This is a genomic window from Herbaspirillum sp. UBA812 (assembly GCF_002296545.1).
Taxonomy (GTDB): Bacteria; Pseudomonadota; Gammaproteobacteria; order Burkholderiales; family Burkholderiaceae_D; genus Herbaspirillum; species Herbaspirillum huttiense.
The window spans coordinates 75,370-98,767 of record NZ_DBIC01000257.1; the positions used below are offsets into that span (position 1 = coordinate 75,370).

29 protein-coding genes and 2 tRNA genes are annotated in these 23,398 nt (G+C 56.5%); 9 read left to right on the forward strand and 22 right to left on the reverse strand.

Translation table 11 applies throughout. The features are described 5' to 3' along the window. The first annotated feature begins 105 nt into the window (after positions 1-105). The 8 genes from B3873_RS17085 to B3873_RS17120 all read left to right on the forward strand — a co-directional run bounded on the left by B3873_RS17085 (position 106) and on the right by B3873_RS17120 (position 5,733). Entirely contained in the window at positions 106-567 is a 462-nt protein-coding gene (locus B3873_RS17085; protein WP_286867474.1) for a tol-pal system-associated acyl-CoA thioesterase, read from the forward strand. 235 nt (positions 568-802) lie between these two features. After that, a complete protein-coding gene (gene tolQ / locus B3873_RS17090; protein WP_039788986.1) occupies positions 803-1,504 on the forward strand; it encodes a protein TolQ in 702 nt (233 codons plus the stop codon). Then, entirely contained in the window at positions 1,504-1,938 is a 435-nt protein-coding gene (locus tag B3873_RS17095; protein WP_039788988.1) for a biopolymer transporter ExbD, read from the forward strand. Before tolQ ends, B3873_RS17095 begins: the two co-directional genes overlap by 1 nt. Positions 1,939-1,955: 17 nt before the next feature. Next, complete coding sequence (gene tolA, locus B3873_RS17100; protein ID WP_286867475.1) at positions 1,956-2,927, forward strand: cell envelope integrity protein TolA; 972 nt, start codon at positions 1,956-1,958, stop codon at positions 2,925-2,927. A gap of 3 nt (positions 2,928-2,930) precedes the next feature. Further along, the gene (gene tolB / locus B3873_RS17105; protein ID WP_039788991.1) at positions 2,931-4,229 is read left to right on the forward strand and encodes a Tol-Pal system beta propeller repeat protein TolB; all 1,299 of its coding nucleotides are present in this window, start codon (positions 2,931-2,933) and stop codon (positions 4,227-4,229) included. 43 nt (positions 4,230-4,272) lie between these two features. Beyond that, complete coding sequence (gene pal / locus B3873_RS17110) at positions 4,273-4,794, forward strand: peptidoglycan-associated lipoprotein Pal (RefSeq protein WP_209531891.1); 522 nt, start codon at positions 4,273-4,275, stop codon at positions 4,792-4,794. Positions 4,795-4,799: 5 nt separating this feature from the next. Then, positions 4,800-5,555 carry a tol-pal system protein YbgF gene (gene ybgF / locus B3873_RS17115; protein ID WP_121037855.1) on the forward strand — a complete coding sequence of 252 codons (756 nt, stop codon included), beginning with the start codon at positions 4,800-4,802 and terminating at the stop codon, positions 5,553-5,555. 102 nt (positions 5,556-5,657) lie between these two features. Next, positions 5,658-5,733 (forward strand) — tRNA-Lys (locus B3873_RS17120). A 269-nt stretch (positions 5,734-6,002) separates the two neighbouring features. Here B3873_RS17120 and B3873_RS17125 read toward each other — a convergent pair. The 6 genes from B3873_RS17125 to B3873_RS17150 all read right to left on the reverse strand — a co-directional run bounded on the left by B3873_RS17125 (position 6,003) and on the right by B3873_RS17150 (position 8,663). Next, positions 6,003-6,078 (reverse strand) — tRNA-Thr (locus B3873_RS17125). Between the two features lie 288 nt (positions 6,079-6,366). Then, positions 6,367-6,834, reverse strand: coding sequence for a hypothetical protein (locus B3873_RS17130; protein WP_286867476.1), 468 nt, complete (start codon positions 6,832-6,834; stop codon positions 6,367-6,369). Beyond that, positions 6,831-7,334 carry a hypothetical protein gene (locus B3873_RS17135; RefSeq protein WP_286867478.1) on the reverse strand — a complete coding sequence of 168 codons (504 nt, stop codon included), beginning with the start codon at positions 7,332-7,334 and terminating at the stop codon, positions 6,831-6,833. The genes B3873_RS17130 and B3873_RS17135 overlap by 4 nt, the downstream gene beginning before the upstream one ends. Then, a complete protein-coding gene (locus B3873_RS17140) occupies positions 7,331-7,984 on the reverse strand; it encodes a glycoside hydrolase family 19 protein (protein ID WP_286867480.1) in 654 nt (217 codons plus the stop codon). Before B3873_RS17140 ends, B3873_RS17135 begins: the two co-directional genes overlap by 4 nt. After that, on the reverse strand, positions 7,969-8,271 hold the full coding sequence (locus B3873_RS17145; protein ID WP_286867482.1) for a hypothetical protein: 303 nt from the start codon (positions 8,269-8,271) through the stop codon (positions 7,969-7,971). Before B3873_RS17145 ends, B3873_RS17140 begins: the two co-directional genes overlap by 16 nt. Further along, a complete protein-coding gene (locus B3873_RS17150) occupies positions 8,268-8,663 on the reverse strand; it encodes a restriction endonuclease (protein ID WP_286867484.1) in 396 nt (131 codons plus the stop codon). Before B3873_RS17150 ends, B3873_RS17145 begins: the two co-directional genes overlap by 4 nt. 117 nt (positions 8,664-8,780) lie before the next feature. Here B3873_RS17150 and B3873_RS17155 point away from each other — a divergent pair, with 117 nt between their 5' ends. After that, positions 8,781-10,325 carry a hypothetical protein gene (locus B3873_RS17155; protein WP_286867486.1) on the forward strand — a complete coding sequence of 515 codons (1,545 nt, stop codon included), beginning with the start codon at positions 8,781-8,783 and terminating at the stop codon, positions 10,323-10,325. Positions 10,326-10,349: 24 nt separating this feature from the next. Here the strand turns inward: B3873_RS17155 and B3873_RS17160 are convergent, their stop codons facing one another. The 16 genes from B3873_RS17160 to B3873_RS17235 form a co-directional block, all read right to left on the reverse strand. Next, on the reverse strand, positions 10,350-10,535 hold the full coding sequence (locus tag B3873_RS17160) for a hypothetical protein (protein ID WP_286867488.1): 186 nt from the start codon (positions 10,533-10,535) through the stop codon (positions 10,350-10,352). Positions 10,536-10,546: 11 nt separating this feature from the next. Beyond that, positions 10,547-11,947, reverse strand: coding sequence for a hypothetical protein (locus tag B3873_RS17165; protein ID WP_286867490.1), 1,401 nt, complete (start codon positions 11,945-11,947; stop codon positions 10,547-10,549). A gap of 70 nt (positions 11,948-12,017) precedes the next feature. After that, complete coding sequence (locus B3873_RS17170) at positions 12,018-12,716, reverse strand: hypothetical protein (RefSeq protein ID WP_286867492.1); 699 nt, start codon at positions 12,714-12,716, stop codon at positions 12,018-12,020. A gap of 3 nt (positions 12,717-12,719) precedes the next feature. Beyond that, entirely contained in the window at positions 12,720-14,150 is a 1,431-nt protein-coding gene (locus B3873_RS17175) for a ubiquitin-activating E1 FCCH domain-containing protein (RefSeq protein WP_286867494.1), read from the reverse strand. 55 nt (positions 14,151-14,205) lie between these two features. Next, on the reverse strand, positions 14,206-14,550 hold the full coding sequence (locus B3873_RS17180) for a hypothetical protein (RefSeq protein WP_286867496.1): 345 nt from the start codon (positions 14,548-14,550) through the stop codon (positions 14,206-14,208). Positions 14,551-14,552: 2 nt separating this feature from the next. After that, positions 14,553-15,275, reverse strand: a complete 723-nt coding sequence (locus B3873_RS17185) for a hypothetical protein (RefSeq protein ID WP_286867497.1) — start codon at positions 15,273-15,275, stop codon at positions 14,553-14,555. Further along, the gene (locus tag B3873_RS17190; RefSeq protein ID WP_286867498.1) at positions 15,276-16,217 is read right to left on the reverse strand and encodes a hypothetical protein; all 942 of its coding nucleotides are present in this window, start codon (positions 16,215-16,217) and stop codon (positions 15,276-15,278) included. Next, positions 16,217-16,486 (reverse strand): hypothetical protein, encoded by a 270-nt coding sequence (locus tag B3873_RS17195; RefSeq protein WP_286867499.1) that lies wholly within the window; start codon positions 16,484-16,486, stop codon positions 16,217-16,219. The genes B3873_RS17190 and B3873_RS17195 overlap by 1 nt, the downstream gene beginning before the upstream one ends. After that, positions 16,483-17,193 carry a hypothetical protein gene (locus B3873_RS17200; RefSeq protein WP_286867501.1) on the reverse strand — a complete coding sequence of 237 codons (711 nt, stop codon included), beginning with the start codon at positions 17,191-17,193 and terminating at the stop codon, positions 16,483-16,485. The genes B3873_RS17195 and B3873_RS17200 overlap by 4 nt, the downstream gene beginning before the upstream one ends. 38 nt (positions 17,194-17,231) lie before the next feature. Next, complete coding sequence (locus B3873_RS17205) at positions 17,232-19,043, reverse strand: transglycosylase SLT domain-containing protein (protein WP_286867502.1); 1,812 nt, start codon at positions 19,041-19,043, stop codon at positions 17,232-17,234. A gap of 114 nt (positions 19,044-19,157) precedes the next feature. Next, entirely contained in the window at positions 19,158-19,733 is a 576-nt protein-coding gene (locus B3873_RS17210; RefSeq protein WP_286867503.1) for a hypothetical protein, read from the reverse strand. Positions 19,734-19,764: 31 nt separating this feature from the next. Further along, on the reverse strand, positions 19,765-20,211 hold the full coding sequence (locus tag B3873_RS17215) for a hypothetical protein (protein ID WP_286867504.1): 447 nt from the start codon (positions 20,209-20,211) through the stop codon (positions 19,765-19,767). Between the two features lie 9 nt (positions 20,212-20,220). Beyond that, positions 20,221-21,588 (reverse strand): hypothetical protein, encoded by a 1,368-nt coding sequence (locus B3873_RS17220; protein ID WP_286867505.1) that lies wholly within the window; start codon positions 21,586-21,588, stop codon positions 20,221-20,223. 11 nt (positions 21,589-21,599) lie between these two features. After that, positions 21,600-21,977 carry a hypothetical protein gene (locus B3873_RS17225; RefSeq protein ID WP_286867506.1) on the reverse strand — a complete coding sequence of 126 codons (378 nt, stop codon included), beginning with the start codon at positions 21,975-21,977 and terminating at the stop codon, positions 21,600-21,602. A 66-nt stretch (positions 21,978-22,043) separates the two neighbouring features. After that, positions 22,044-23,042 carry a hypothetical protein gene (locus B3873_RS17230; protein WP_286867507.1) on the reverse strand — a complete coding sequence of 333 codons (999 nt, stop codon included), beginning with the start codon at positions 23,040-23,042 and terminating at the stop codon, positions 22,044-22,046. After that, a partial coding sequence (locus B3873_RS17235; protein WP_286867508.1) for a hypothetical protein occupies positions 23,042-23,398 on the reverse strand: 357 nt, incomplete at its 5' end. The genes B3873_RS17230 and B3873_RS17235, both read right to left, overlap by 1 nt.

Consider the following 23,398-nt stretch of genomic DNA (forward strand, 5'->3'; position numbering starts at 1 on the left):
CCTGACGGCATCATCGCGGACTGCGATGGATTTCCTGGTTCACTTTTCCTGATTTCCTGATTCTTTCTCCCCTGCCACAGCAGATTTCCCAATAACAAGAAGCATATGAGTGCCGCCAGTAGTCCATTCGACTGGAAGATCCGGGTCTATTACGAAGATACTGACACCGGAGGCGTGGTCTTCTACGCCAACTATCTGAAGTTCTTTGAGCGCGCCCGCACCGAATGGCTGCGCTCCTTCGGTTTCCAGCAACAGCACCTCGCCGAGACCACCGGTGCCATCTTCGTGGTCAAGAACACCAGCGTCGACTATCTCTCGCCCGCCCGGCTGGACGATGAACTCCGCCTGACCGTAGTGGTCGAAAAATTTCGAAATGCCTCCATGCAATTCATCCAGGAGGCCTGGCGCCTGCCGTCGGGGGACGGCTCAGGTAGCGCAGGCCCCGATGGCAGCGCACCGCGTCTGCTGGCACGAGGCAGCATCACCGTAGTCTGTGTGGACCAGGCCACTTTCCGGCCGCGTCCGATTCCTGACGATTTGCTGAATCGCATCAAGAAGGCCACATGATGTCAACGGAAAAGCTCATCCGGGCCTTTATGGTGCTGGGACTGTCGCCTTGTGGCGACACATTCCCGTCGGTTGGGACAATCTGCGCCATGGAAAACTTCTCTGCACATTTGCCGTCTTTTGTTTCGTACCGTTTCATATAGCGTCACCGCCTCACTGAACGTTCACACAAAACAACAGATTTTTAACCTAGCCTCCTTACCCCAACGCCGCCTTCAAGCCGCCACACTTTCCCATGAACGTCACACAAGACCTGTCCTTCATTTCACTGATCGCCAACGCGTCCGTCCTGGTGCAACTCGTGATGTTGCTGCTGCTGTCGGCCTCGATCATCAGCTGGACCTACATCTTCCGCAAGATGTTCACCATCCGCTCGGCGCGTGTGCAGACCGAGGAATTCGAACGCGTCTTCTGGTCCGGCGGCAACCTGTCGGCGCTGTACCAGGATGCCCTGTCCAACCGCCGCAAGGCCGGTGCCGGTGGCGCGCTGGAGCGTATCTTCCAGGCCGGCATGGGTGAATTCACCAAGGCCAAGGCGTCGGTGGCCGCGCGTGGCGGTGCGGTCGAACCCGCCCTGCTGCTCGACGGTGCCCGCCGCGCCATGCGCGCCGCCTACCAGCGCGAGATGGATGCGCTGGAATCGCACCTGGCCTTCCTGGCCTCGGTCGGTTCGGTGTCCCCGTATGTGGGCCTGTTCGGTACCGTGTGGGGCATCATGAACGCCTTCCGTGGCCTGGCCAACGTGCAGCAGGCCACCCTGGCTGCGGTTGCACCCGGCATTGCCGAAGCCCTGATCGCCACGGCCATCGGCCTGTTCGCGGCGATTCCGGCGGTGGTGGCCTACAACCGCTATTCGCACGACATCGACCGTCTGGCGATCCGCTTCGAGAGCTTCATCGAAGAGTTCTCCAACATCTTGCAACGTCAGGCACGCTAATGGCTGGCTCATCGATGCGCGGGGGCCGTCCCCGCAAGTTCAAGTCCGAGATCAACGTCGTGCCCTACATCGACGTGATGCTGGTGCTGCTCATCATCTTCATGGTGGCCACGCCCATCACCAATCCCAGCGTGATCAACCTGCCCACGGCGGGCAAGTCCACGCAACCGCCGTCGGATTACATCGAGATCGCCCTGAAGCCCAACGCCCAGGCCACCATCCGCATCAACGGCCCCAAGAGCGGCGGCAAGAAGGCCGAGACCGTGACCGGCAAGACCGACCTGTCGGAACGCCTGCGAAAGCTGCATGAGGACAATCCGGACCTGGCGGTGATGATTTCGGCCGACAAGGAAATCAAGTACGACGACGTGGTGCAAGTCATCTCGGAAGCCAAGAAACAGGGAATCGCGCGGGTCGGCCTGGCCACCAAGTAAGCGCACAGCCGAGTGATATGAGCGATAACGCACACTACACCATCCCCAAGCCACCCGGCCGCTGGCGCGCCATCACGCTGGCGCTGGTGATGCACGTGGCCTTGTTCCTGTTCTTCTGGATCGGCATCCGCTGGCAGAGCGAAACACCGCTGACGGTGGAAGCCGAGATCTGGGATCCGCAGTACAAGGAAGCCGCGCCCCTGCCCACGCCGCCACAGCCGCAGCCCGAACCTGATCCGGTGGTCGAGCCGCCCAAGCCGCAGCCCGTGATCGAGCCCAAGACCGTCGCCCCCAAGGTGATCGACGAGCCCAAGCTCGACAAGCCCGATATCGCCCTGCAAAAAGAGAAGGAAAAGAAGCGCAAGGAAGAGCAGGAGAAACAGGAAAAGGCCGACAAGCTCAAGGCAGAGAAGGAAAAGGCCGAGCGCGAGAAGAAGGAACAGGCCGAGAAGGACAAGGCTGACCGCGAGAAGAAGGAAAAGCTGGAAGCCGAGAAGCAGAAGAAGCTGAAGGAAGACAAGCAGAAGGAAGAAGAAGCCAAGAAGAAGGCCGACGCCGAGAAGCAGGCTGCCGACAAGAAGAAGCAGCAGCAAGCCGCGGCCGATGCCAAGGCGGCTGAAGCGCGTCGCCAGGAAGACTTGAAGCGCATGATGGGCCAGGCTACCAGTGCCACCGGTGGGACCGGCACCGCCGAGAAATCGCAAGGTCCGAAGGGCAGCCCGAACTACGCCAACAAGTTGCGCGCCAAGATCCGCAGCAACACGGTCTTCGACAATAGCGGCGTCAGCGGAAACCCTGCCGGGGAGTACACTGTCGAATTGTTCCCGGACGGGACGGTGCGCAGCGTGCGTGTGAACAAGCCTTCAGGTGTTCCTGGCTTCGACGATGCCGTGCGGACTGCCGTCATGAAGTCCCAGCCCTTCCCGGCCGATACGGATGGCAAGGTGCCGTCCAGCTTCACATTCACCCATTATCCGAAAGATCAGTAAACGATGATTAAAGCCCGTTACCTGACCCTGTCCCTGACCCGCATGGCCACTGCCATGGTGGCCGTGGCCGGCCTGTCCTTCGCCCCGGCCTCGCAGGCGCAGATCCGCTTCGAGATCACCGGCGTGGGTGCCTCGCAGATCCCGGTGGCCATCGCCGCCTTCCCGGGTGAAGAATCCGCTCCGCAGCAGATCACCTCGGTGGTCAAGGCCGACCTGGCCCGCAGCGGCATCTTCAAGCTGATCGACAACAGCGATGCGCTCTCGGATTCCTCGGCCATCAACTATGCCGACTGGCAGAAGCGCGGGGCCAATGCGCTGGCCGTGGGCAGCGTCACGCGCCTGGCCGATGGCCGCTTCGACGTGCGTTATCGCCTGTTCGACACGGTGCAGTCGAGCCAGCTCTCGGCCCTGTCCATCGGTGCCCAGCCGCAGCTGCTGCGCCTGACCGCGCACAAGATCGCCGACGACATCTACCAGAAGCTGACCGGCATCCCGGGCATCTTCTCCACCCGCATCTCCTATGTGACCAAGTCCGGCAACGAATACCGCCTGGAAGTGGCCGATGCCGATGGGGAAGGCACGCAGGTGGCATTGCGCTCCAATGAACCGATCATCTCGCCGTCCTGGTCGCCGGATGGCACCAAGGTCGCCTACGTTTCCTTCGAGATGAAGAAGCCGGTGGTCTACATCCAGAACCTGGTGACGCGCCAGCGCTCCATCGTGGCCAACTTCAAGGGCAGCAATTCGGCCCCGGCCTGGTCGCCGGACGGCTCGCGCCTGGCCGTGGCCCTGACGCGCGATGGCCTGACCCAGGTCTACGTGATCAATGCCGACGGTTCGGGCCTGCGCCGCCTGACCAACAGTGCCGGCATCGATACCGAACCGCAGTTTTCGCCTGATGGCGGTAGCGTCTACTTCACCAGCGACCGCAGCGGCGGCCCGCAGGTGTACAAGGTGGGCCTGGATGGTGGCTCGCCCCAGCGCGTCACCTTCAATGGCAGCTACAACATCAGCCCGCGCATTTCGCCGGATGGCAAGACGCTGGCCTTCATCTCGCGTCGCGACGGTCTGTTCCAGCTGTATGCACTGGACCTGACCAATGGCCAGGAGATTCGCCTCTCCGATGGCAGCCGCGACCAGTCGCCCAGCTTTGCGCCCAATGGCAAATACATCATGTACGCGACGGAATCTGGTCGTCGCGGATCCCTGGCCGTCGTTTCCGTCGATGGCCGAATCAAACAGCGTCTGACGACGCAGGCCGGTGATATCAGGGAACCGACCTGGGGTCCGTTCATGAAATAAAGAAATCCAATATTGCTTTCATCACGACAAGGAGAAATCCAAAATGCGCACTATCAGTACCTTCGCCCTCATCGTCTCCAGCGCTGTTCTGCTGGCCGCCTGCTCGTCGACCAAGCTGGACGACAAGGCCAACGCTCCCGTGCAGAACGGTGCCAGCAACGGCGCCGCTGACACCCGTGCCGTCGGCACCGTCAACGCCGGTTCGGTTGATCCGCTGAACGACCCGCAAGGCGTGCTGGCCAAGCGTAGCGTGTACTTCGACTACGACAGCTACACGGTCAAGCCGGAATACCGTACCGTCATCGAAAACCACGCCAAGTACCTGGTGGCCCACAAGGACCGCAAGGTCATCATCCAGGGCAACACCGATGATCGCGGTGGCGCCGAGTACAACCTGGCCCTGGGTCAGAAGCGTGCAGAAGCCGTCCGCAAGGCACTGGTCCTGCTGGGCGTGTCGGATGCACAAGTGGAAGCGGTTTCCTTCGGCAAGGAAAAGCCCAAGGCACTGGGCCAGGATGAATCGTCCTACGCCGAGAACCGTCGCGCTGACATCGCTTACCAATAATCGACATGCATACCGCTTTCAAACTGAAATCGGTAACCGTGGCGGCCTTGCTGGCCGCCACGGCTTTCCTACCGCTTACCGCCCGTGCCGGCCTGTTTGATGATGACGAGGCGCGCAAGGCCATCCTCGACATCCGTTCCAAGATCGAAGCCCTGCAGCGTGACGTCGCCAACAAGGCTGACAAGAACAGCGTCCTGACGCTCTCGGACCGCAACGACAACCTGCAATCCCAGATTGCGGCGCTGCGCGGCCAGATCGAGGTGCTGACCAACGAGATTACCAACGCCCAGCAACGCCAGAAGGATTTCTACGTCGACCTGGATGCACGCCTGCGCAAGCTCGAGCCGCAGCAGGTGCAAGTCGATGGCCAGACCGTGGCTGTGGGCGTGTCCGAACAGCAGGCCTATGATGCGGCCCTGTCGCAATTCAAGGGTGGCGACTACAAGGGAGCGGCCAACGCCTTTGCCGACTTCATCAAGCGCTATCCGCAATCCGGCTACGCCGCCTCGGCGCAATACTGGCAAGGCAATGCCCTGTACGCCCAGCGCGACTACAAGGGTGCCATCGCTGCGCAGCAGGTGGTGGTGAAGAATTATCCGGACAACCCCAAGGCCGCTGACGCCCTGCTCAACATCGCCAGTTCGCAAGCTGAACTGAAGGACAAGGCAGCGGCCAAGAAGACCCTGGAACAGTTGATCGCCAAGTATCCGAACACTCCTGCCGCACAGACCGGCAAGGATAGGATGGCGTCGCTCAAGTAAGCGGGTTCATCGCGGTGGTGGTATTTGATGAACGATCATGATCGTTTGTGAAGGCACAGTGTTGACACCGCCGATAGAGTTTGCCTATAATAGCGGTCTTTCGGGTCGTTAGCTCAGCTGGTAGAGCAGCGGACTTTTAATCCGTTGGTCGCAGGTTCGAATCCCGCACGGCCTACCAGAAAACAAGAGGGTTGCAAGCAATTGCAGCCCTCTTTTCTTTTATCGTAGTGTGCATTTTTCTGCCACTGCCGCCAAAAAAAATCCCCAGCCGAAGCCGGGGACTATTGACGGCCGGTACTGATCTCCGGCTTGGGCTGCTTCTCTCGTTCCCGTTTCCATCACGGCGCGTTCATCACGCATCGACAGCGGTACTGCCGATATTAAGCCGCTTGCCACACTGTCCACCCTAGAACGTAGTCGCGCATCAGCCTGCGCATTCGCCAATTCTGGTGCTGCCTGAAGGCTTCGAACCCTCGACCCTAGGACTACAAAACCGATGCTCTACCATCTGAGCTAAAGCAGCATGTAGGTTATTGGTGGCCGGGAGCGAACCGGCTTATCGGACAATTTACCGAAAGCCACAAAGGGCCATTTTCCCGCATCGCAACGGCGGCATACACCAATACGGCTGCTGACTTGCGTGTGTGTGGGCGATTAACTCCACAGGTGCGCACCCTGCTATCACTGGTCATCTTGTGCTCAACGCCGTCGTCACAGCGAACTGACACATCTCCGACTGCAAATCAGCATGCGTATTGATGCTACCCGATCAGTTTACGCCGCCCATGTGCGGTTTACAAGGGCGGCAAAGTCATTCCGGCGGTTTCCCGTGCCTCCGAATCCATTCGGCCATCAGTGCCCGGTCCTCCGGATGCTCATCGTCCAGGTCTTCGAAGATCGTTCCCTTGGTGAAGTCCAGCGGCTTTTCCTGCTCGCGCGGGCGCGGCCAGGCCTCCCGGGTTTCGACCAGCATCGAAGACTTCAGCATCTCCAGCATCACCGGCCGCTCTTCCACGCCGCGCGGCCACATGGCCATGACCTTGATGTAGTCGTCGGTGAACTGCTCCATCCTGAATTTTAGGCGCGCGATCTCCCACAGCGCGCGGGCTAGCTCGGGCGTCGGGTTCTTCTGATAGAGCTGGCGCAGTTCCTGGCTGGACAGCGGCGGCTTGAGATTCTTGCTTTTCGGCATTGCTATACTGGATAAAAACACAGTATAGCAAGCCGGAAACGAAAAAAGCCCCGAGCCTCCACTTGGGAAGCTCGGGGTATGGATCACGGCGGGGCCATGCCGTTCTCTCGGATGAACTGCTGCGCGGCGCGCGCGGTGGCTGCCGCTTCTTCAGCCTCGCCGATCAGCGCGCGAACAGCGCTGTCCAGCTCTGGAGGAAGTGACCGGCCGGCGGCACCGCCTGCATCGCCGCCGGCGGGGCTTCCGGCTTGGGCGGCTCCGGGAGTGCCACCGTCGCACCAGGCTGCACCGAGGCGCAGCCGCTCAGAATTGCGCAGATCAGCGCGCACTTTTGCCATTTCATCATCATAGCCTTTCTGGATCTGGGCCGACTTGAGCGCCTGCTCGGCGCCGATGGCCCGGTTTTGTTCGCGCCGCAGCTCCAGCGCAGCTTCGGCGGCGGCCGCCTGCTGTTTCACCTGCGCGTCCCACTTTGCCTGCACGCGCCCTGCGCCGTGGATCTCACAGCCCAGGCACAGCGCCACCAGGGCCAAGATCCAGTAGCACCAGGATGGGACGATACGCAGCATTCCGAGGACGTCCATCATGACAGCACCTGCTTCGCGTTCTTGTAGATGGCCAAGCGCTTGGCGTAATCCATGGAATCACCCACAGCGGCAGTCTTCCGCCCGATGTTGATGATGTCGCACACCCCGTCGAAGTCGCCGGCATCGGCATACTCGCTAAGGTCGTTGGCGTGCCAGTAGTAGGCGGCAGCGCGCGCCGCACCTTCTGGCTGCTCCAGCAGTTCTGGGTGAACTGCGCAGTCAATGCCAAGGGCCATCATCAGGGCCATGTAATTCGTCTTGCCGGTGGTCTGCAGCAGGCCCCGGCCACGATACAGGAAACCTTCCCCGCTGGCCTCGTCGCCATTTCCCATTCGGTTGCAGTAGACTGCATTGCCCATGCGCTCGGGGTTTCCGGCCAGGTCTGCCGCACGCGGCACCAGCGAGCGCCAGCGTGATCCTGCTGGTGACGCATTACCGATCTGGCGGATCCGGTCAGCGCTGTAGCTCAAGTTCTCCACCAGCGTGGAAAGCTGGCCGGACTCGGCCCCGACGTTGGCCAGGAACATGCCCTGGCGCTGGGCGGTATTGATGCCGAACTCGCGCATCGCGGCGTTCAGCGGCCCCAGAAAAGACGATGCCCGCATCGAGGCGGGCATGATCTGGCGCAGCTGGTCTATCGTGAGGTCCATGGAATTCGTCCTTTCAAGCGGTCGCGCGCGGCTACGTACAGCCAGGGAACAGCATAGAGGCCGGCAAAACCAACGTTCAGCACCACGTAGGCCATTTCAGGCCTCACCAAGTAGCCGAACAATGGGCCGAGCAGGATCCCGCTTTCACCAGCCACGACCAACGAGAAAAACAGCCGATCAGAATGGTGCTCAGCACCGGCGTTCATCTTGTTGAGCGCGCATACGGCGTGCGCCAGGATCAGGCCGGCGGCTACGAGATTGATGATCAGCAGGTAATGGTTTGTCATTGGGGCGCTCCCGGTTGTGGATTACCCCCTCCGAATCGACTTTGCAGCTGCTGCAGCGCCAGTGGCACCAACGTCTGCGAGCACACCCCGATGGCGAAAGCGCTGAAGAAGCGCATTTGTTCTGGAATCTTGGCCGTCCACTCGAAGAAGGACGACTGCGCGGCCCAGGCCATGGCCACCGGACCTCCATAGGCCGCCACCAAGGCGCTGGTGATCAGCGTGATGGCCATGCGCAGCAGCGGCGTCTGCCGCGTGAACGAGAGCGCCACGCAGCCCCCGAAAATCCCGGCCAGCAGCAGGTCATACTGCAGTCCGAGAAACGATCCGGTCAGCGTGACCGTGCCCACAGCAACGGCGTACCCCGTCGCCGCGCTGGTTGTTGGTTCTGGCATTCAGCCCCCAAAAATGAAGAAGCCCGCTCAAGGCGGGCCATTGAAAAAACAGCAAAATGTTAAGATGTCGCCCCTAACCTACCTGCTAATCCTTACAAATTCGGACGAAAGCATTTAATGACATCCATCACAAGATCGATAAAAACGGAACGCTTCATCAATGTCGGATTTATCCTCCTGTCGCTTTTCGCCTTGATCTGCGTATTTGTAACGGCAATGACAAAAGAGCTCAGCTACGACGCTGCGTTCAACCTGCAGATCGCCAAGAGCATCGCAAGTGACCTGGTCTATTCGTCCACATACAACCCTGGCTATATCCACGATTACCGCGTCACAACCAATGGTCCGCTTCAATATCTATGCGCCCTTCTGCTCTCGGTCTTCGGTAACCGCCTGGGCCTGGCACTCACCTTGACGTTGGTAGCGGCAGCATTTTTTTACGCTGCGAAGAAGTATTCGCCGGCGGCCTGGTTGCTGTGTATCACGATCGTCTTTACGAGCGCGAATTTCTCCGATCAGTTGACTTCGTTTATGGGGGAGATCACCGCCATGGGGTTCGTGATTCTCGGCCTGCATACGCTGAGCAATCGCACCGCCGCCAGATCGGATGCCGCGGCTATCGTCATGGCCGGATTATTTTTCGGATTTTCCACCACTACTAAGTTGATCAGCGGGATCGTGGTTCCCTTTCTCGCGTTTGGTGCTTGCGCCACTCATGATCCGAAACTGACTTGGCCGAATTTCAAATCGACCACTGTGCGAGCGATCCAAGTGAGCATCATCGCGCTCGCGGTATTCGTTGCGGAATTCTACTTCTCCACCTTCATGTCGCAGATCATGGTGAAGTTTGCACACGCTGGCAGCGCGGAAATCCCGCCGAGCGCGCCCGGCCTTTGGAAATTTATTGAGCATCACTTTTGGCAGGGCTCAACGTCCCCAAAAGAAATGATGCTTCATTTCGGTTCGTTTTCGAACGCAGTGACCTTGCCTTTGATCTTCATCGCGATCGGATTGCTCTTAACGTTCTCCCTATTCTGGAGCCCGCTCGTCCTCTTGATCGCCTGTCTCCTGATTTCCGGCATGTATGAGCGCCGAGCAATACCGATCTTCTTTCCTCTGCTGCTGGCCGGTGCCTGGGTCGCCTCCAAAAAGCTGGAAGAGATGAAGGAACGTAACGGAAAATTATTGAGCTCTGGTAGCTTGCCAGTTCTCTATATCGCAGCCATTCTTTTTCTAGTCGTACCGCAACTTTTTCAGAAAGACATACGGAAGGCCCTGGCTTTGAATCCGGATCAAGTGAGCCAACTTCTTGCATTAAACAGGTCGGATTTTCAAACGTTCCCCGCTGACCAACGCGCGCTGAGCATGGCATCGGTCATCAAGGCAGCTCCAGAAAAGGTACTGACCAGCGGATGGTGGCAATTCCCCGAATACCAACTAGCCAGCGGGAAGCATTTTTACGATAGAACTGCTCCGGAACCAGTCGCACTGCTTCAAGGGAAAACTGATCTGCTTTTGTTGTTCGACAAGAGCAGCGTATGGTATCCGGAGACTTCCATCGAACTCTGCTCGGGCGTGGTAAAGGAAATCGAAAACCTAGTCTTGTGTCATTTCAAGCCTGGTATAAGACTGAATATACGCGCCGGAATCGAAAATCAATGATGCAGAATTCTACGACTTCAATTTTCAATCTGGTTTTGGCAAAAGTGTTTTTATGAATGCATCTTGCTTATCATAGTAAGCTTTCCAGCGAGTATCGCTTGTATCAACAGTACCCTGATTTGGAAAAACATCAGGGTCTTGAGGGCCGCCAAACAGGGCAATTATTTCCTGTTCCGATGAGTCATAAAACTGAACATATAAGGTTGTCACTAGTATGCTCCTCAAAAAGCATATGAAGAAATTGAAACACTAAATGTAGCGCCTCCTTGTGCACTAACATTATTAATGAAGAATGTGCGCGCAGCTTGTAGTGACAAGAGGAATGGGGTTGCACCACCACTGGTAGTGTTTTGGCTGAATGTAACACTCCCGACACCATTGGCAGTCGAAGCAATATTAATAGTTCCTCCACTTGTTCCTGCTGAACCAATTGCGAGCGTACCAAAAATGGTTCTCGCATTAAATGGGATAGAAGTCCCTGTTGACACGGATGTATAGCTTGAATACTGGGTGGTCGTATTCAATGCAGTAATTGCCTGAGTCTCGATTACGCGATCAGTCTGGTTAGCCAAGCCAAGCAAGCCCCCGGAGGTGGTCGGCCAAACACTTACCAGCGCGCTAGCTGTGTAGCCGGCCGGCATGTTGCTGCCACCATAAATAGATGGCGCCGCAGTGGAAGAAGCATTCACGGCCATTAGCGCGCGTGTGTTTCCGGTCGGGTTGTAGATCGCGTAGATTGCGACATACCCGCTAGTCGGCGCACTGCCCGTGTCCATGCCACCGGCTCCGGTCGTCGCCAGGTTGATGGACTGGTTAAAGCTGCCCAAGCAGTAGCGAAGGCCGCCAAGAGCCGTCTCGACCACGATCTCATCAGCGGTCAAAGTAGCAGTGGCCGATGCGGTTCCGACGTTCATATTCAGGTTGCGAGACTGGCCAACCACGCCAGACACTTGACCGAAGCGGACCGCTTGATTTGATGCTGATGCGGCTGCGACTTGCTGAGATCCGCCGGTGCAATACAACAGAACATAGGCGCCGAGCGTGGAATTAAATTCAGCGGCAGCAAAGCCATTTGCAAAAACCTCACCGCCCTGCAGGGAAGAATGCGCCGAGCCCAACAGGCTATAGCTGGTACCAGCATTCACCGTCAACGTACTTGCCCCGGTATTGGTATGGGCGGGCTTGAAATATACAATTGCCCCATCAATGCCAGTCTGCATTGATGGAGTTAAAGCAATCGCGTAGACGTTGGCCGCGCCACCAGTGTCTGCCGCGTAGACAAATGCGTTTGACTGTGCTTGGCTTGCCTGTACTAAGTTGTTCGCGCTGCCTGCAGTCCAACCATTAAAAGCGATATCGCCGGCGGTCCAGTTCAGCGCGGTGGAGCCTTCCTGGCCGCGAATCATGGTGATCGTGTCGCCGGTAACGTTAGTTACCCAGACTTCTTCATAGATCAGGCCTGTGGCCGCATCATTGAAGATCATGGTGAAATACTGGTTTGCGCCGGGCGACGGGAAGAGCGCGCCAGTACCGGGAGACAGATTAGCGGTAAGTGAGCTAGGGGTGATTGCACCGGCCAAGGTGCTTTGAGCCTGATTGGCAAAGATTTGCGTGAGGGCCATGTCTTTCCCGAGAATAGAAATAAAAAAGCCGCCGGCATTTCTGCGGGCGGCTCAGAACGTGGTTATTTGCTCAGACGGTGACGATGTAGGTGTATTGGAACGGGAGCTCCAATACGCCGGCTTGTATCGCTGACTTTAGAATTGGCGCCAATTGGATAGGCGTCAGATGCTGAATTTGAAGATTGGCTCTCCCAAACGCCTGGGTGCCGAAAGCGTAGGTTCCGATTGCTCCATTGATGTATTTCGTAAAGCCCGACAAAATGCGGATATTGACCTGGTTCCCGGTGCCGAACGTGACGCTTACCTGATATGTCTGATCAATGTTGTAATCGGTGCCGTTGACGCCATTCAGGAACCGCATGATTCGTCGCTTCAGCCAGCGGATATTGAAAACCTTCCCATCGCCTTTGAAGAAATGCCAAGTAATGATTCTCTTGAACACATCATCATTGGTGACGTAATAGTTTGCTGGCCCCAGAAGCTTGTACATCCCAAATGGGTATTTCCCAAACGGGATCGTCGCAATTGGCCCTATGGCATGGCTACTGCCGCTTGGAAGCGGCTGTCGCGTGATTCCATAAAGACCTTCTGCCACCCAGTCCAGCAAGTCCCCGCTGATTGCGTCTCCGGTATAAATCGGCAAATTCAACGAGTTGAACAAATCAACATACTGCTGCTGCAGGTTGTTGATCGCTTGCACAAAGGCCTGCAGATCTTGATCGTCGGCATATTGCGTGTACAAGTATGCCGGAATGGTTTGTGTGAGCACGTATCACCCCTGAGTGATTGTGATGCCGGTCCCCGACTCATTGGTGAAGAAATATGACTCAGGGTCGCCGGCGATAATTCCGGTGCCTGGCGACGGCGAGACGCCGATTCCATTGATCGACACAGAAAACACCATGCGAGTCAGCAGCGGCGTAGGGACAACCGAAACGATCGCTTCTTGAAATGCGTTCTGCAGTTCGAATACATTAATCGGAGCCCCGACTGGGATGCTGTTGATGTAACTCACCAGCGCAGGCGTCCCCAGCTGGGCAACCGCTGCCGGCGAAATGAAATTGGTCGATGAGGTATTCCATGTCAGCGACAGCGTGACGATCTGCTGAGGCGGAATCACATATGGGATGACGTAGGTATCAGGGTAGTCATTGATCGACACCAGCTGATTGCGCAAATTTGGGGTGACAACGCCGCCAGTGACATAATTGCCAAATGTTGACGTGTTCCCAATGCTGAATGTCTTTTCGGTCAACACGGTAACTGTCAGCGGCGTATTGTTGACCTCAGTCATTCCAACGACGCCAGCAATGTTGATGACCTGACCATTGGAAAATCCATGGTTCAGATCTGTGGTGACAACGCCAGGATTGGCCTTGGTGATACTTTCAACACTCAGCACTGAGCCGGTCAACGTTGAGACGTCAAAAAGCGCACTGTAAATCTGATAGGCGACTTGGTACGGGTCGCCCCCTCCGCAAATGACTTCCCAACCGCCGCCGGTGATCTGACGCACAGAAACGAGCCTAGCTTGCACGCCAGACACCTTCCGGAGTTGGGTTTTCAAAAACGTGGCCATTCCTTCGGCAGAGGCAATCCCTGCCATCAGCACGCGCGCGCGGTAAGCCTCTTCGGTTTCGGCTTGTGCACCCGGAGTGCCAGTAGTCGGGTTGGTAACTGTCAGAGCGATCCCAGAGGGAACCGAAGTTGCAATCTGTGTTACCGAATTCGCAGGGATTGCCCAAGACCCGGATTGGGTCGCAAGGCAATAAAGCGAAGGGCTTTGTCCACCTGATCCGATAATCCCGCCATCTTGCACGACGTACTGATAGGTTCCATCGGATACGGTAAAGCCTTCAGCGATCAGGAATCCGGCCGGGCCACTGATCACTACATTGACGCTGTTGGTCGACGTACCACCTTGGACACCATTGAGCGCTCCCAGGTACAGCACCCCAAGCTGATTCAGTAAAAAGGGGTTCGCGCCATATGGGGTAATGGAATTGATCAGCTCAGTCACTGCAGCATCCGAGACGAGCGCCGCGGCCGTTTCGGTGCTGGAAATGTCCTCGATCAACGAGCCGGGCAAGTTTGCCGTCAGGCCCGGGCTTAGGGCGGTCGCCGCATCAATGATCTGCTGATTTAGAGCATCTGGCGTCTGGTTAGTCCGCCCTGCTTTTGTCATAACAATTGGGATGCTCATCGTTCTCGGCAAAGAAAAAGGCGCCCGAAGGCGCCTTGTTTATCTGATGTCCACCCTAAACAGGGATGCTGATAGCCAGCTTCGCACCCTGGTTCTTGGTGACGTTGATGTTGTACGTCGGCGTCGCCGAATTCACGATCGAAACAATCAGGCTCGCAAAATACTGGCTGAACTGCGTCTGGGTCTGGGTCACATAGAAGTTCGGGAAGATCTGCTGGATCACGCTGCGCTGAGCCGGGATGCCATAGTTGGCAAAGAAAGGGGATTCTCCTATTGACAGCTTCAGGCATTGGATCAGCGTCGTTACCCAGACATCATCATCAAACCCATTGGCATCCGTGGTGACCTCGACCCATTTATAGGAGCCGTCAGGCTGTACAAGTCTTCCGTATGTCCGCATATTTAGCTCGGTGCGATTGACGATCCAGTGAATGGGGAGATTGGCGCGCTTGTCGGGTTACCTGGAGATGCCGAGGTGTGGGTATGGGCATTGACCCAAGTAACGAGGGCAATCCAGGCAGCGTTCATGATCGCCGGCGATGTGTGATTGGTGCCGTCCTGAATATTCCCCGACGGGCCACTAATCGACCATCCTGCTGGCGTCAATTCCATCGTCGTGCCGCCAGACGTCGCCTTGACACTATTCGGCGCTACCATCGTGATGCTCTCCGGCGTCAGCACAAATGTGCAGGAGCTGGCCTGGTCCATGAGCACCACCCCATTGGGCCCGTAAATCGTGACTGCATTAGGGTCAACCGAAAACCACTCTGTATTTGCCAACGGCAGAAACGCCAGCGCGCTGAGGTTTCCGCGCTGCGTCAGATCCGCCACGCCGCCACCTAGTCCAGATACGCCACCGAGGTAGGTATCGGCCGGCAGGACCATCCCTTTATCGCCAGCCTTGATCGGGTATCGGATGTATTCCGGGCCGAAGAGGGGTATCGTGACTTCTGGCAGGGTAAAACTCGAATTGATTTCGAACTTGACCGTGATAATCGCACCACTGACCGAGACCACAGAGCAAGGGAGCGCCTTCCCCAGCACCTGGATGGCATCTGCAACCTTCTTCTGGGCAAACGTGTTGAGTGATTGCCCGAGCGGTGTTTTTTTGCTGTTGTCAGACATTTATGCGATCAGATTGAGGTCTATCACTGTCACCCAAGATTCCTTGTCCGGCTGCCTGGAATTGCCGACATGCCGAATTGCTGCCACCTGATAGGCCCCGTCAAAAATACTCTTCTTGCGGTACGCTGGCAGCGCATTGGCCGTCGTCGTGATGATGGACGGCGGCAATTTGACGTAGTCATTAATTGACAGGTCCGCGCGCATGACCAGCGTCACCTGAATCTGTCCGGGATTCTTCCAGGTCGGCTGCCCGATCATGTCCTGATACTGCAGCTGGTGCGGCTTTGTGCTGTCCGGCGCGTCATAGACAAAGAATGTCTTCTCGCGCAAGTAGATGCTCACGCCGCCATAGGTTCCGCCGATGATGCTCTTGCTCAGGCCGTTGATGTAGGCCGCGAATTGCTCCATCGATTCGTAATATCCAGGGTCATCGCTGGCCAGGATCAAACGAGAGTCAATGGAGATTTGCTGCTGATACCCTGGAAATGCTGCCGACAGCATGGAGGCGATCGCCTGCGACAATGGCGTGCCGGCCTTCCAGTCTAAAACGATGTTCCGCGGTGCCACTGACGATCCGGTGCCAGTGGAAATGACGATATCAAGCGTCATGTCAACACCAATCCAGTTCCCGAACGCCTGTTGTATGACTCCCTGAACAAGGACGCCAGACTGCGCCGGATTCGCGAGCGGTAGCCCCTTCTGCATGCCGCCAGAAATGGTAATCCGCTTCCCGTTCAGGTCGGTGGCCTGGCTAATATCGTTGCGCGTAATTCCCCAAACCCGGGCAAATGCATTCCCGTAAGGAGTATTGAATGGCGCAACCGGCAGATCCATTTCCACCAGAAGCGCATTCGGGTCGCTCTTCCCGTTCTTGTACGACGTATATTGCCTGACGGTCGATCCAGTATCCGGGTCGGAAATGAGGATATCGTAATAGCGCATCAGTTACCGATTTCGAATTGTTGGTTCTGTGTCCTATAGATGAATGTGGTGGCGAAGTACCCCGCATTCATCGAAATATCATAGTTCTGAGGCGAGCCGATCAAGGGCAATGAGTAAATAAGCGTGCCAGTCACCGTGTAGACATTGACGTAGTACCGCTGCCCAAAAAGGTTCCACGTGACGACCACGGTATAGGCCGTATCATCAAATACGGCCTGGAATTGAAACGAGGCAGACTGCGTCGGGGCGAAGGTTACGAGTGTCGTCATGGGATCTGATTTACCGTCACCGAGGGCAGAGATACCGCGCTCGTAATTGCCGACCCGACCAGGTTCTGAGCGTTCTGCACCACGCTGGATGCAAGCCCGCTGACCTGGCTGCCTACGCTTGTCGCCAAGCCGGACCAGCTGGGAGTGCCATCAATCGCCGTGCCTGAACTGATTTTTTGCATCAGCGCACTTTGCGATTTTTGGGCATCCTGCAGGGACAAAAGCGGCTGCTCAAAATCCCACTGCCAGTCTGTCTGCGCCTGCTTGCTTTCTCCCGAGGAAATGTCCCGCAAATTCGTCAGAATGCAATTCTGATAAATATAGGAGGGGGTGGCCACGATAAAGGTTCCGCCCAAGGCCACGTGTATATCAATGGCCTTTTTGAGGGCTGTTAAGGTTACCGATTTGGACGTGTAGCCTCCGACCGCGCGCACCGGACACGTCATCACAAGCGAAACACTCAAAGGCTGTGTAATGACCGCATTGGCAGCGGTTTCCTGGCTGGCAAAGGGATACTTACCGACTTGGTTGTTCTGCAGCGTGGCTCCTGGCAATGGGCGGAAATGAGCAAAAAAAGTGTCCAGACTTTGATCCGCGCCATTGAGCAGGCCCAACGTGAAATTCGCCGCTTCCGTGATCGAGATGATGGGAAGCATATTGCCTGGAATTGCGCTGGCAATACCATTGGTGAAGATGATGGGCGACACCTCATAGCCAAGCTTAAATAAAGTGCGCCCTGTGCTCATCAATATGCCAATTGGTTAGTGGTGACGATCGCGCTGCCACCAGTGTTGTTTCGAATTTCCACCACTACCGGCCCGGTGTTTCGGGTGACCTTTGGTATGTAGTCGCTGGTTTCGGTGGGAAGATGATCTTTCCACTGATCACCATAGTTCCGAATCTGGCGAGAAACGTTACCCTCGCCCCAGTTGTACCCTGCGGCGGCTTTCTCTTTGTCGCCATTGAAATAGCGCAGTAGATTGCGCATCTTCCGCGCGGCCGCGTCCGCCGACTCGTTGAAGTCGTTGGGGTCTTTTAGGCCATATTCAGCCTGTGTGGCAGGCATGAAGCCGAAATGGCCTTGCGCTCCCGCAGAAGAAAGCATCTTCTTGCCGCGGCTTGATTCGGCTAGCCAGACGTTATCCATGATGCCGGATGGCAGGCGATACTTCTTCTCCAACTCGGACAAGTATTTCTGCTGATCGCCGGACGCGATCGGCACCGATCCTTCAACTTGACGCCCCTGCTTCCACTTTTGGTAAGTGGGATCAAAGGCGCCATTGAAATTCCACCATCGCGGTGCGAATCCGGCTTTCTTCGCCTCATCTTGCGTCGGCTCAGATCCACCACTGGTCTTTGGCGGTGCAGGCTTCTTTGATGACGGCAAGACATTGAAAAACTCAAGAATGCCAACCGTCGCATCCGCCAATGCGCCAATCGCTGTCACAAAACGATCCGCGCTTCGCTGGAATTCGTCCGACAGCAGATATTTCGAGAATCGTTCAATACCGCCGCCCAAGTTATCAACCCACTTGGTCAGCTTCGGATTTTGCAGAATGTCAGAAAGCGCATTGGCGAAGGAGTCCGAAAGCTTGTTGAGCTGCGGAATCAGAGGCGTCAGGCCCTTGACGAAAACGTTCTGGATTTGCTCGCCAGCACGCGACAGCTGGATGCTGAAATCTTGCCAGGTCTTCTGCGTGTCGTCCTGTAGGTTCAGGCGGGAGACGTCGCGTCCATATCCTTCACTGGACTCGCGCAGATCTTGCATTGAGGTGGCATGCAGCCGCCTCAACTCGTCCATGGTGTAGAACTCAAGCAAGCCGTTGGACTTGGCGTACTGCTGGCTCTGGTCACCGCGGTCAAAAATTTCCTTGGCGCGAATCGCCATCTCGACGCCGAGCTGCGCAGCGTTTTTGCGATCGACATCAGGCTGGCCAATCCCCATGGCGCCGAAGGCCCAGCGCTTTTCCCAATCGCTCTTTGCCTCGTTGATGCGAGAAAGATTGCTATCGGCATCAACATAACGACCAAAGTTCAGGCCGAATGCCTTTTGCTGAGCGGTAGAAATGCCCTGGCCCTGCGCGGAGCGACGGGAGCTTCCAACGGATGACGCCAGGCTAGAAATGCCGAAAAGGCCGCCGCCGGCACCAAGCAGGCCAAGTCCGCCCGAGATCGCCGCCCATTTCAGGATGGAGACTGTGGAGCTCGCCACATTCTTGGCGAACGCCCCGGCGCTCTTGCTCATCTCGCGCCAAGATTTCTCCTTTTCGCGCGCTAAGCGCAGCGATTCTTTCTCGCCATCGCGCAGAGCGTCTTGCGCAGCCTTGGCTTGTCTGGACGCCTCCTTCTGCTGCTCCTTTTTTGCTTGTACTTCAGCTTTTTGCTCTTGCTTCTCCGCTTGGGCCACTTCTTTGGTGGCCTCTTTCATGGCCTTGTTGAAGGATTTCCATGCCTCGGGAGAGGACTTCAAAGATTCCTGCAGTTCCTGATACTTTTTGACGAAGGCATTGAAGTCACCATCATTGATGGCAATATCAATGACTTTTTTATTCGACATGCTACCCCCCTCGATGAGCCCGAGTCATATAACGTTGGCGGAATTCGTGGGCTGATTCAAAACCCAGCCCTTGATGCCCAAAAAAGAACGGGAAGCCTTCGTTGGAGATCCAGTCTAGTGTGGAATGGATGATGCTTGAACCGTCTCGCCAGAACTCTCTTCCTCGGTCAATATCGGCAAGGACTTCGCGAACTCCGTACAATTCAACGATGAAATTTGCCAGCCCCAGATATTCCCCGCGCCCGTCAGAATCGCTTCTCTTTCCTTCGCCATATGCATGGCTGAGGCGACAATAAAAAAAGTGACACTGTTTTCGATCTCCGAAAGCTGGTCTTCATCGATCAGGCCGTTTTTAATAGCCTGATCCAGGACCATGGTTTCCCAGCCCTTCCCCGAAATGGGAACAAGGACGTTGGTCAACCGACGGATCTCATTGAAAAGGCCATTCTCGACTCCCTCCGGCCCCTCCCAGATGCCGACATCTTTGGCCGCATCACGCAGGAGGTTCTTGGCCACGCGCGGACCGGCAGCCGTGTGCAGACCTTGGCTGTAAATGGCGCTGAAGGCCTTGGAAATCGGCAGGTAGTAGGTATCAAACACCTGCCGAGAAATCGGCATGGAGTGGACGAAGATTTTGGAATCTCCGTTGTCCACTTCCATGACCAAGTTGAGGTTACGATTGATTTTCACTCAAAATCTCCCTGTGATTTTGGGCGGCTACTTAGGTCAAGTCCCAGAGACTGTTGTTGATCAGGTAGTAGCCGCGGATGGTGACGACATAGCCGGCATCTTCGCCGGCAAAACTCAGTTCCCGCACGCTGCCAATAGCGCAATTGGTCAGCGGATAGGTTCCGAGGGTGGAAGCGTCAGGCGTGATGACCAGATCGCCCAGCGTAGACAGGTTCTCTGCCCGCTGCTTGTACAGGTTTGCCAGGCCCTGCGTTTTCAGCAGGTTGATGGTCATGGTGACCATCTGATATGGCTCGCCCGAGGTCACGGCACCTGTCATGGTGGGAATGAAGGTGGTTGCGTCGCCATCCAGGGAAAGCGAAATGCCGGCTTTCCCCAGATAAGATGCGGTCACGTTCAATTCCGGGACGTCAGTCACAACGACGCTACCGCGCAGGCGGTTCAGCGTGCCTTGTGCGATCAAAGGATTGGTTGCCATGTTTTATCCTTATGCAACGAAGTCAGTGACGTTCAGATTGAAGATGATCTGCTCGAAGCCGCGCGCCGGGGTGTAGACGGCGGACAGGCCAGAATAGATGCCGTCCTTGTAATCGCTGGGGTTCAGTGCGCTATAAGCAGCGAACGGAATCGCATTGATGACGATCTGACCGGCGTATTTCCCGGCGTCAAGGTTTTGCACGAACTCGGCCTGCGGCAGAGCAGTGGTGATCACTTGGCCAAGCGCCAGGCCATAGCTGACAGCGCTGGTCATGGTCTTGGCCGCTCGGGCCTGCAGACGGTTGATGCCGGCCTGGTTGTAGTACAGCGGTGCCAGCGGGTTGTTCGAACCGTTGATGATCTCGTTGGCAATGCTCAGCTGCAGGTTGATCTGCACCCAGTCGACCGAGTACCAGTAGTTGAACGGCCGAGCGTCTGACATGCGACCCCAAAGCAACATCAGATTGCTGATTCCACCTTCGGCGCCCGTGGTCACGTAGTTGACATTGTCAGCCTTGAACGTGGTTTGCTGCGGGCCAGTGGCGGGGAAAGTGGTGACGCCCTGCAGATAAGCAAAGCACAGCGGGGTAACCTGGTTTGCTGGACTGGGGTTGTAGTTCAGTGTGACCCAGTGTGGCGCCGCGGCCGTGAATTCAGTAGCCGGGATGGTCGGTGCTTCGATTATCTTGAACACCGATTTCACAGTGGTCGGGAAACTGGATTCATTCGCCTCGGTCACCCGGGTGAAGAAATAGGTCTTCGAGGTATTCGAAGAGTAATTCGTCACGAAGGTCACATAACTGGCTTCATCGGCCCAGGCCCGGGGAACCTCATAGGAATAGATGGTTCCCGGATTGTTGGCGATGTAGGTTCCGAGCGCTGTGACAGCTGCCGCATTGGTAACTGCGCCGAGCTCCAGCACATAGACTGACAGCGCCGCGCCTTGGGCATAGAACGTCGTTGCCATGGCAGTGAGTTCTGCTACCGAAGAACTGACCACGGTACCCTGCACGGTCGCCGATCCCGGGTTGTTGACCAAGGGATAGGTGAAAGTGCTGGCGCCGGTGATCGTTGCCTGGAAAGAGCCGTTGTAGGCCGCCGGCGCTGCGCCAGCAATGGTCAGGCCGATGGTGGTGCCATTGGTGTAACCATGCGGGGCAGTCGTGGTCACTGTGACCACACCGGTAGCCCATGCCAACGATGTGATGGCCTTCGGAGTCTGCAGGATTGGCGTCAGATCAGCCAACTGCGTGATGAGAGTTTTTGCCCCGGGTGTCAGGGTGGTACCACCCTGAGAAATTAACGCACCAGTGCGTTGCAACGTACTCGGAGTCGGGGCGACGGTCTGCGAGACGTTGATTTGTACAATCTGCGTCATTTCTGCCTCAGTTAGACATACGAGAAAGCGACCACACCTCCGGTGCCGACGGACGAGATGACGATGCCCGAAGAGCAGGGGAAATCCAGGTTGAAAATGGAACCGGCAGGGGCCGAGCCGAAAGCGATCGTGAAAATCTGATTGGCTGCTGCGGCGGCACCGGTGGTGGTGGTGTCGTTGACGGTGATGGCGCCTGCCGAAGGCGCAGTCTGCACGATCAGGCGGCATGCGCGACCCGGCGCAGCCTTGACGACGGTGGCAGCGGATACGTTCAACTTGCTCGATGCGCCGGTGCCGATCAGCAGGTTCTTGCTACCGTCCAGCTGTAGCGGGGAGCGATAACCGGTCGGGGTGATCGCGTTGTTGTACGGCAGAGCTCCTTGGGGCATGGTCGTTCCTCAAATAAAAAAGCCCGCACAAGGCGGGCAAGGTTTGAATCCAGCAGAAATCTGCCGTCAGTCTTGGAAATAAAAGTTCGGGATGGCGCTCAGAATAAATTGCCGCGCAGCATCCCTGACGCGGCTCTGGTAATACGAAACCTCGAATTCGACCGTCTTTTTCATAGCGATCACGGTGAGCTCAGATTGCGTTCGCTTCTCATCACGCATCACCGGCATGTTCATCAGCCCAAGAGCGTTCTCATCGTTGCTCATGTATTCCAGGATGTAATCTTGGAAGTCCAATGCGTTGAAATTTCGCATGCCGTACAGGGTGATGCGCACGCGGTCGGCGACCAACTGGTAATGCGAACCGTCGCGGTCATACATCGGGACGCTTTGGATCGCCCTGGTCTGGTCTGGAAAAATGTGAACTGCGGCATATGGTGGCCGCAAATTGTCTGGAATCAAGAACGAGGGATACATCGGGCATATCTGGTTCAGGCTCAGCCAGATCGGCAGGCTGTCAGAAACGATGACGTTCTTAGAATCAAAGCCGCTCATCGAATCAATGATCTGCGATTCCATGGTCGGGTAGATTGCATCCCCGACGTAGTGGTACAAATCCGCCTGCTGGTAGAACTCCTGGCGCCGATTGAATGAGAACCGGATACCTTGGAATTCACCGATATACATCACGGTTGGACCAATGATGTTGAATTCTTGAATCTCGCTCAGCGCTGTGAAAATCACGCGATTCACGCCGAGCGTTTCATCTTCCCGCTGGTCCGTGTACGAATCGTAGTGCAACGAACCCATTACCTCGACGGTTTTTGCTGCCTCTAAAACCTCTCGCGGCACGCCGAATGGAACTTTCCCAATCGCGGCTCCACCTAGCTGCGATGAGTCGCTCAGAAGATCGGCCTTCACCCAGAATACATAGCCGTCTAGCGGAAGTACCAAGCGCATGTACTTGGTGAACTTGATCTTCTGGTCTTGCGATAGATTATTGACGCCCTCGGCCAGCCCTGCCGCCAACTGCGATTTGGCGGCGGACGTTTCGGTAAGAGATGGCATCAGTCAATCCAGGAAATGGCGGAATTCTTGTACAGGTGTGTGTCCATGAAGGACGGCCGGCGTTCGCCGCGCTTTTTCTTGAGTCGGTGATTGACGCCTTTCTTGGCTGCCTCTGTCGGCACGCCGGGGATCCCCATGCGCTCAATCTCTGCGTTCTGGATGAACTCCTTGAACATGGAGGCGATCTTTGATTCAGCGGAGGCGAAGGGATTAGCACTCACCGGTGCCCCCATCAGCAAGTTGTCGATAGCGCCTTCAATTGAGTCAGTAAGCGCATTGGTGATCTGGTCCATTTTTGCCTCGGAAAAGGCCCCCATCACACCATATTTGTTTTCAAGCCAAGTGGCAACGTCGCC

Bases quoted from the DNA above. Each gene is read 5' to 3' on its own strand.
- B3873_RS17085 (WP_286867474.1), top strand. From the start codon at position 106: ATGAGTGCCGCCAGTAGTCCATTCGACTGGAAGATCCGGGTCTATTAC.
- tolQ (WP_039788986.1), top strand. From the start codon at position 803: ATGAACGTCACACAAGACCTGTCCTTCATTTCACTGATCGCCAACGCG.
- B3873_RS17095 (WP_039788988.1), top strand. From the start codon at position 1,504: ATGGCTGGCTCATCGATGCGCGGGGGCCGTCCCCGCAAGTTCAAGTCC.
- tolA (WP_286867475.1), top strand. From the start codon at position 1,956: ATGAGCGATAACGCACACTACACCATCCCCAAGCCACCCGGCCGCTGG.
- tolB (WP_039788991.1), top strand. From the start codon at position 2,931: ATGATTAAAGCCCGTTACCTGACCCTGTCCCTGACCCGCATGGCCACT.
- pal (WP_209531891.1), top strand. From the start codon at position 4,273: ATGCGCACTATCAGTACCTTCGCCCTCATCGTCTCCAGCGCTGTTCTG.
- ybgF (WP_121037855.1), top strand. From the start codon at position 4,800: ATGCATACCGCTTTCAAACTGAAATCGGTAACCGTGGCGGCCTTGCTG.
- B3873_RS17135 (WP_286867478.1), bottom strand. From the start codon at position 7,334: ATGATGGACGTCCTCGGAATGCTGCGTATCGTCCCATCCTGGTGCTAC.
- B3873_RS17140 (WP_286867480.1), bottom strand. From the start codon at position 7,984: ATGGACCTCACGATAGACCAGCTGCGCCAGATCATGCCCGCCTCGATG.
- B3873_RS17145 (WP_286867482.1), bottom strand. From the start codon at position 8,271: ATGACAAACCATTACCTGCTGATCATCAATCTCGTAGCCGCCGGCCTG.
- B3873_RS17150 (WP_286867484.1), bottom strand. From the start codon at position 8,663: ATGCCAGAACCAACAACCAGCGCGGCGACGGGGTACGCCGTTGCTGTG.
- B3873_RS17155 (WP_286867486.1), top strand. From the start codon at position 8,781: ATGACATCCATCACAAGATCGATAAAAACGGAACGCTTCATCAATGTC.
- B3873_RS17165 (WP_286867490.1), bottom strand. From the start codon at position 11,947: ATGGCCCTCACGCAAATCTTTGCCAATCAGGCTCAAAGCACCTTGGCC.
- B3873_RS17175 (WP_286867494.1), bottom strand. From the start codon at position 14,150: ATGAGCATCCCAATTGTTATGACAAAAGCAGGGCGGACTAACCAGACG.
- B3873_RS17180 (WP_286867496.1), bottom strand. From the start codon at position 14,550: ATGCGGACATACGGAAGACTTGTACAGCCTGACGGCTCCTATAAATGG.
- B3873_RS17185 (WP_286867497.1), bottom strand. From the start codon at position 15,275: ATGTCTGACAACAGCAAAAAAACACCGCTCGGGCAATCACTCAACACG.
- B3873_RS17190 (WP_286867498.1), bottom strand. From the start codon at position 16,217: ATGCGCTATTACGATATCCTCATTTCCGACCCGGATACTGGATCGACC.
- B3873_RS17195 (WP_286867499.1), bottom strand. From the start codon at position 16,486: ATGACGACACTCGTAACCTTCGCCCCGACGCAGTCTGCCTCGTTTCAA.
- B3873_RS17205 (WP_286867502.1), bottom strand. From the start codon at position 19,043: ATGTCGAATAAAAAAGTCATTGATATTGCCATCAATGATGGTGACTTC.
- B3873_RS17215 (WP_286867504.1), bottom strand. From the start codon at position 20,211: ATGGCAACCAATCCTTTGATCGCACAAGGCACGCTGAACCGCCTGCGC.
- B3873_RS17220 (WP_286867505.1), bottom strand. From the start codon at position 21,588: ATGACGCAGATTGTACAAATCAACGTCTCGCAGACCGTCGCCCCGACT.
- B3873_RS17225 (WP_286867506.1), bottom strand. From the start codon at position 21,977: ATGCCCCAAGGAGCTCTGCCGTACAACAACGCGATCACCCCGACCGGT.
- B3873_RS17230 (WP_286867507.1), bottom strand. From the start codon at position 23,042: ATGCCATCTCTTACCGAAACGTCCGCCGCCAAATCGCAGTTGGCGGCA.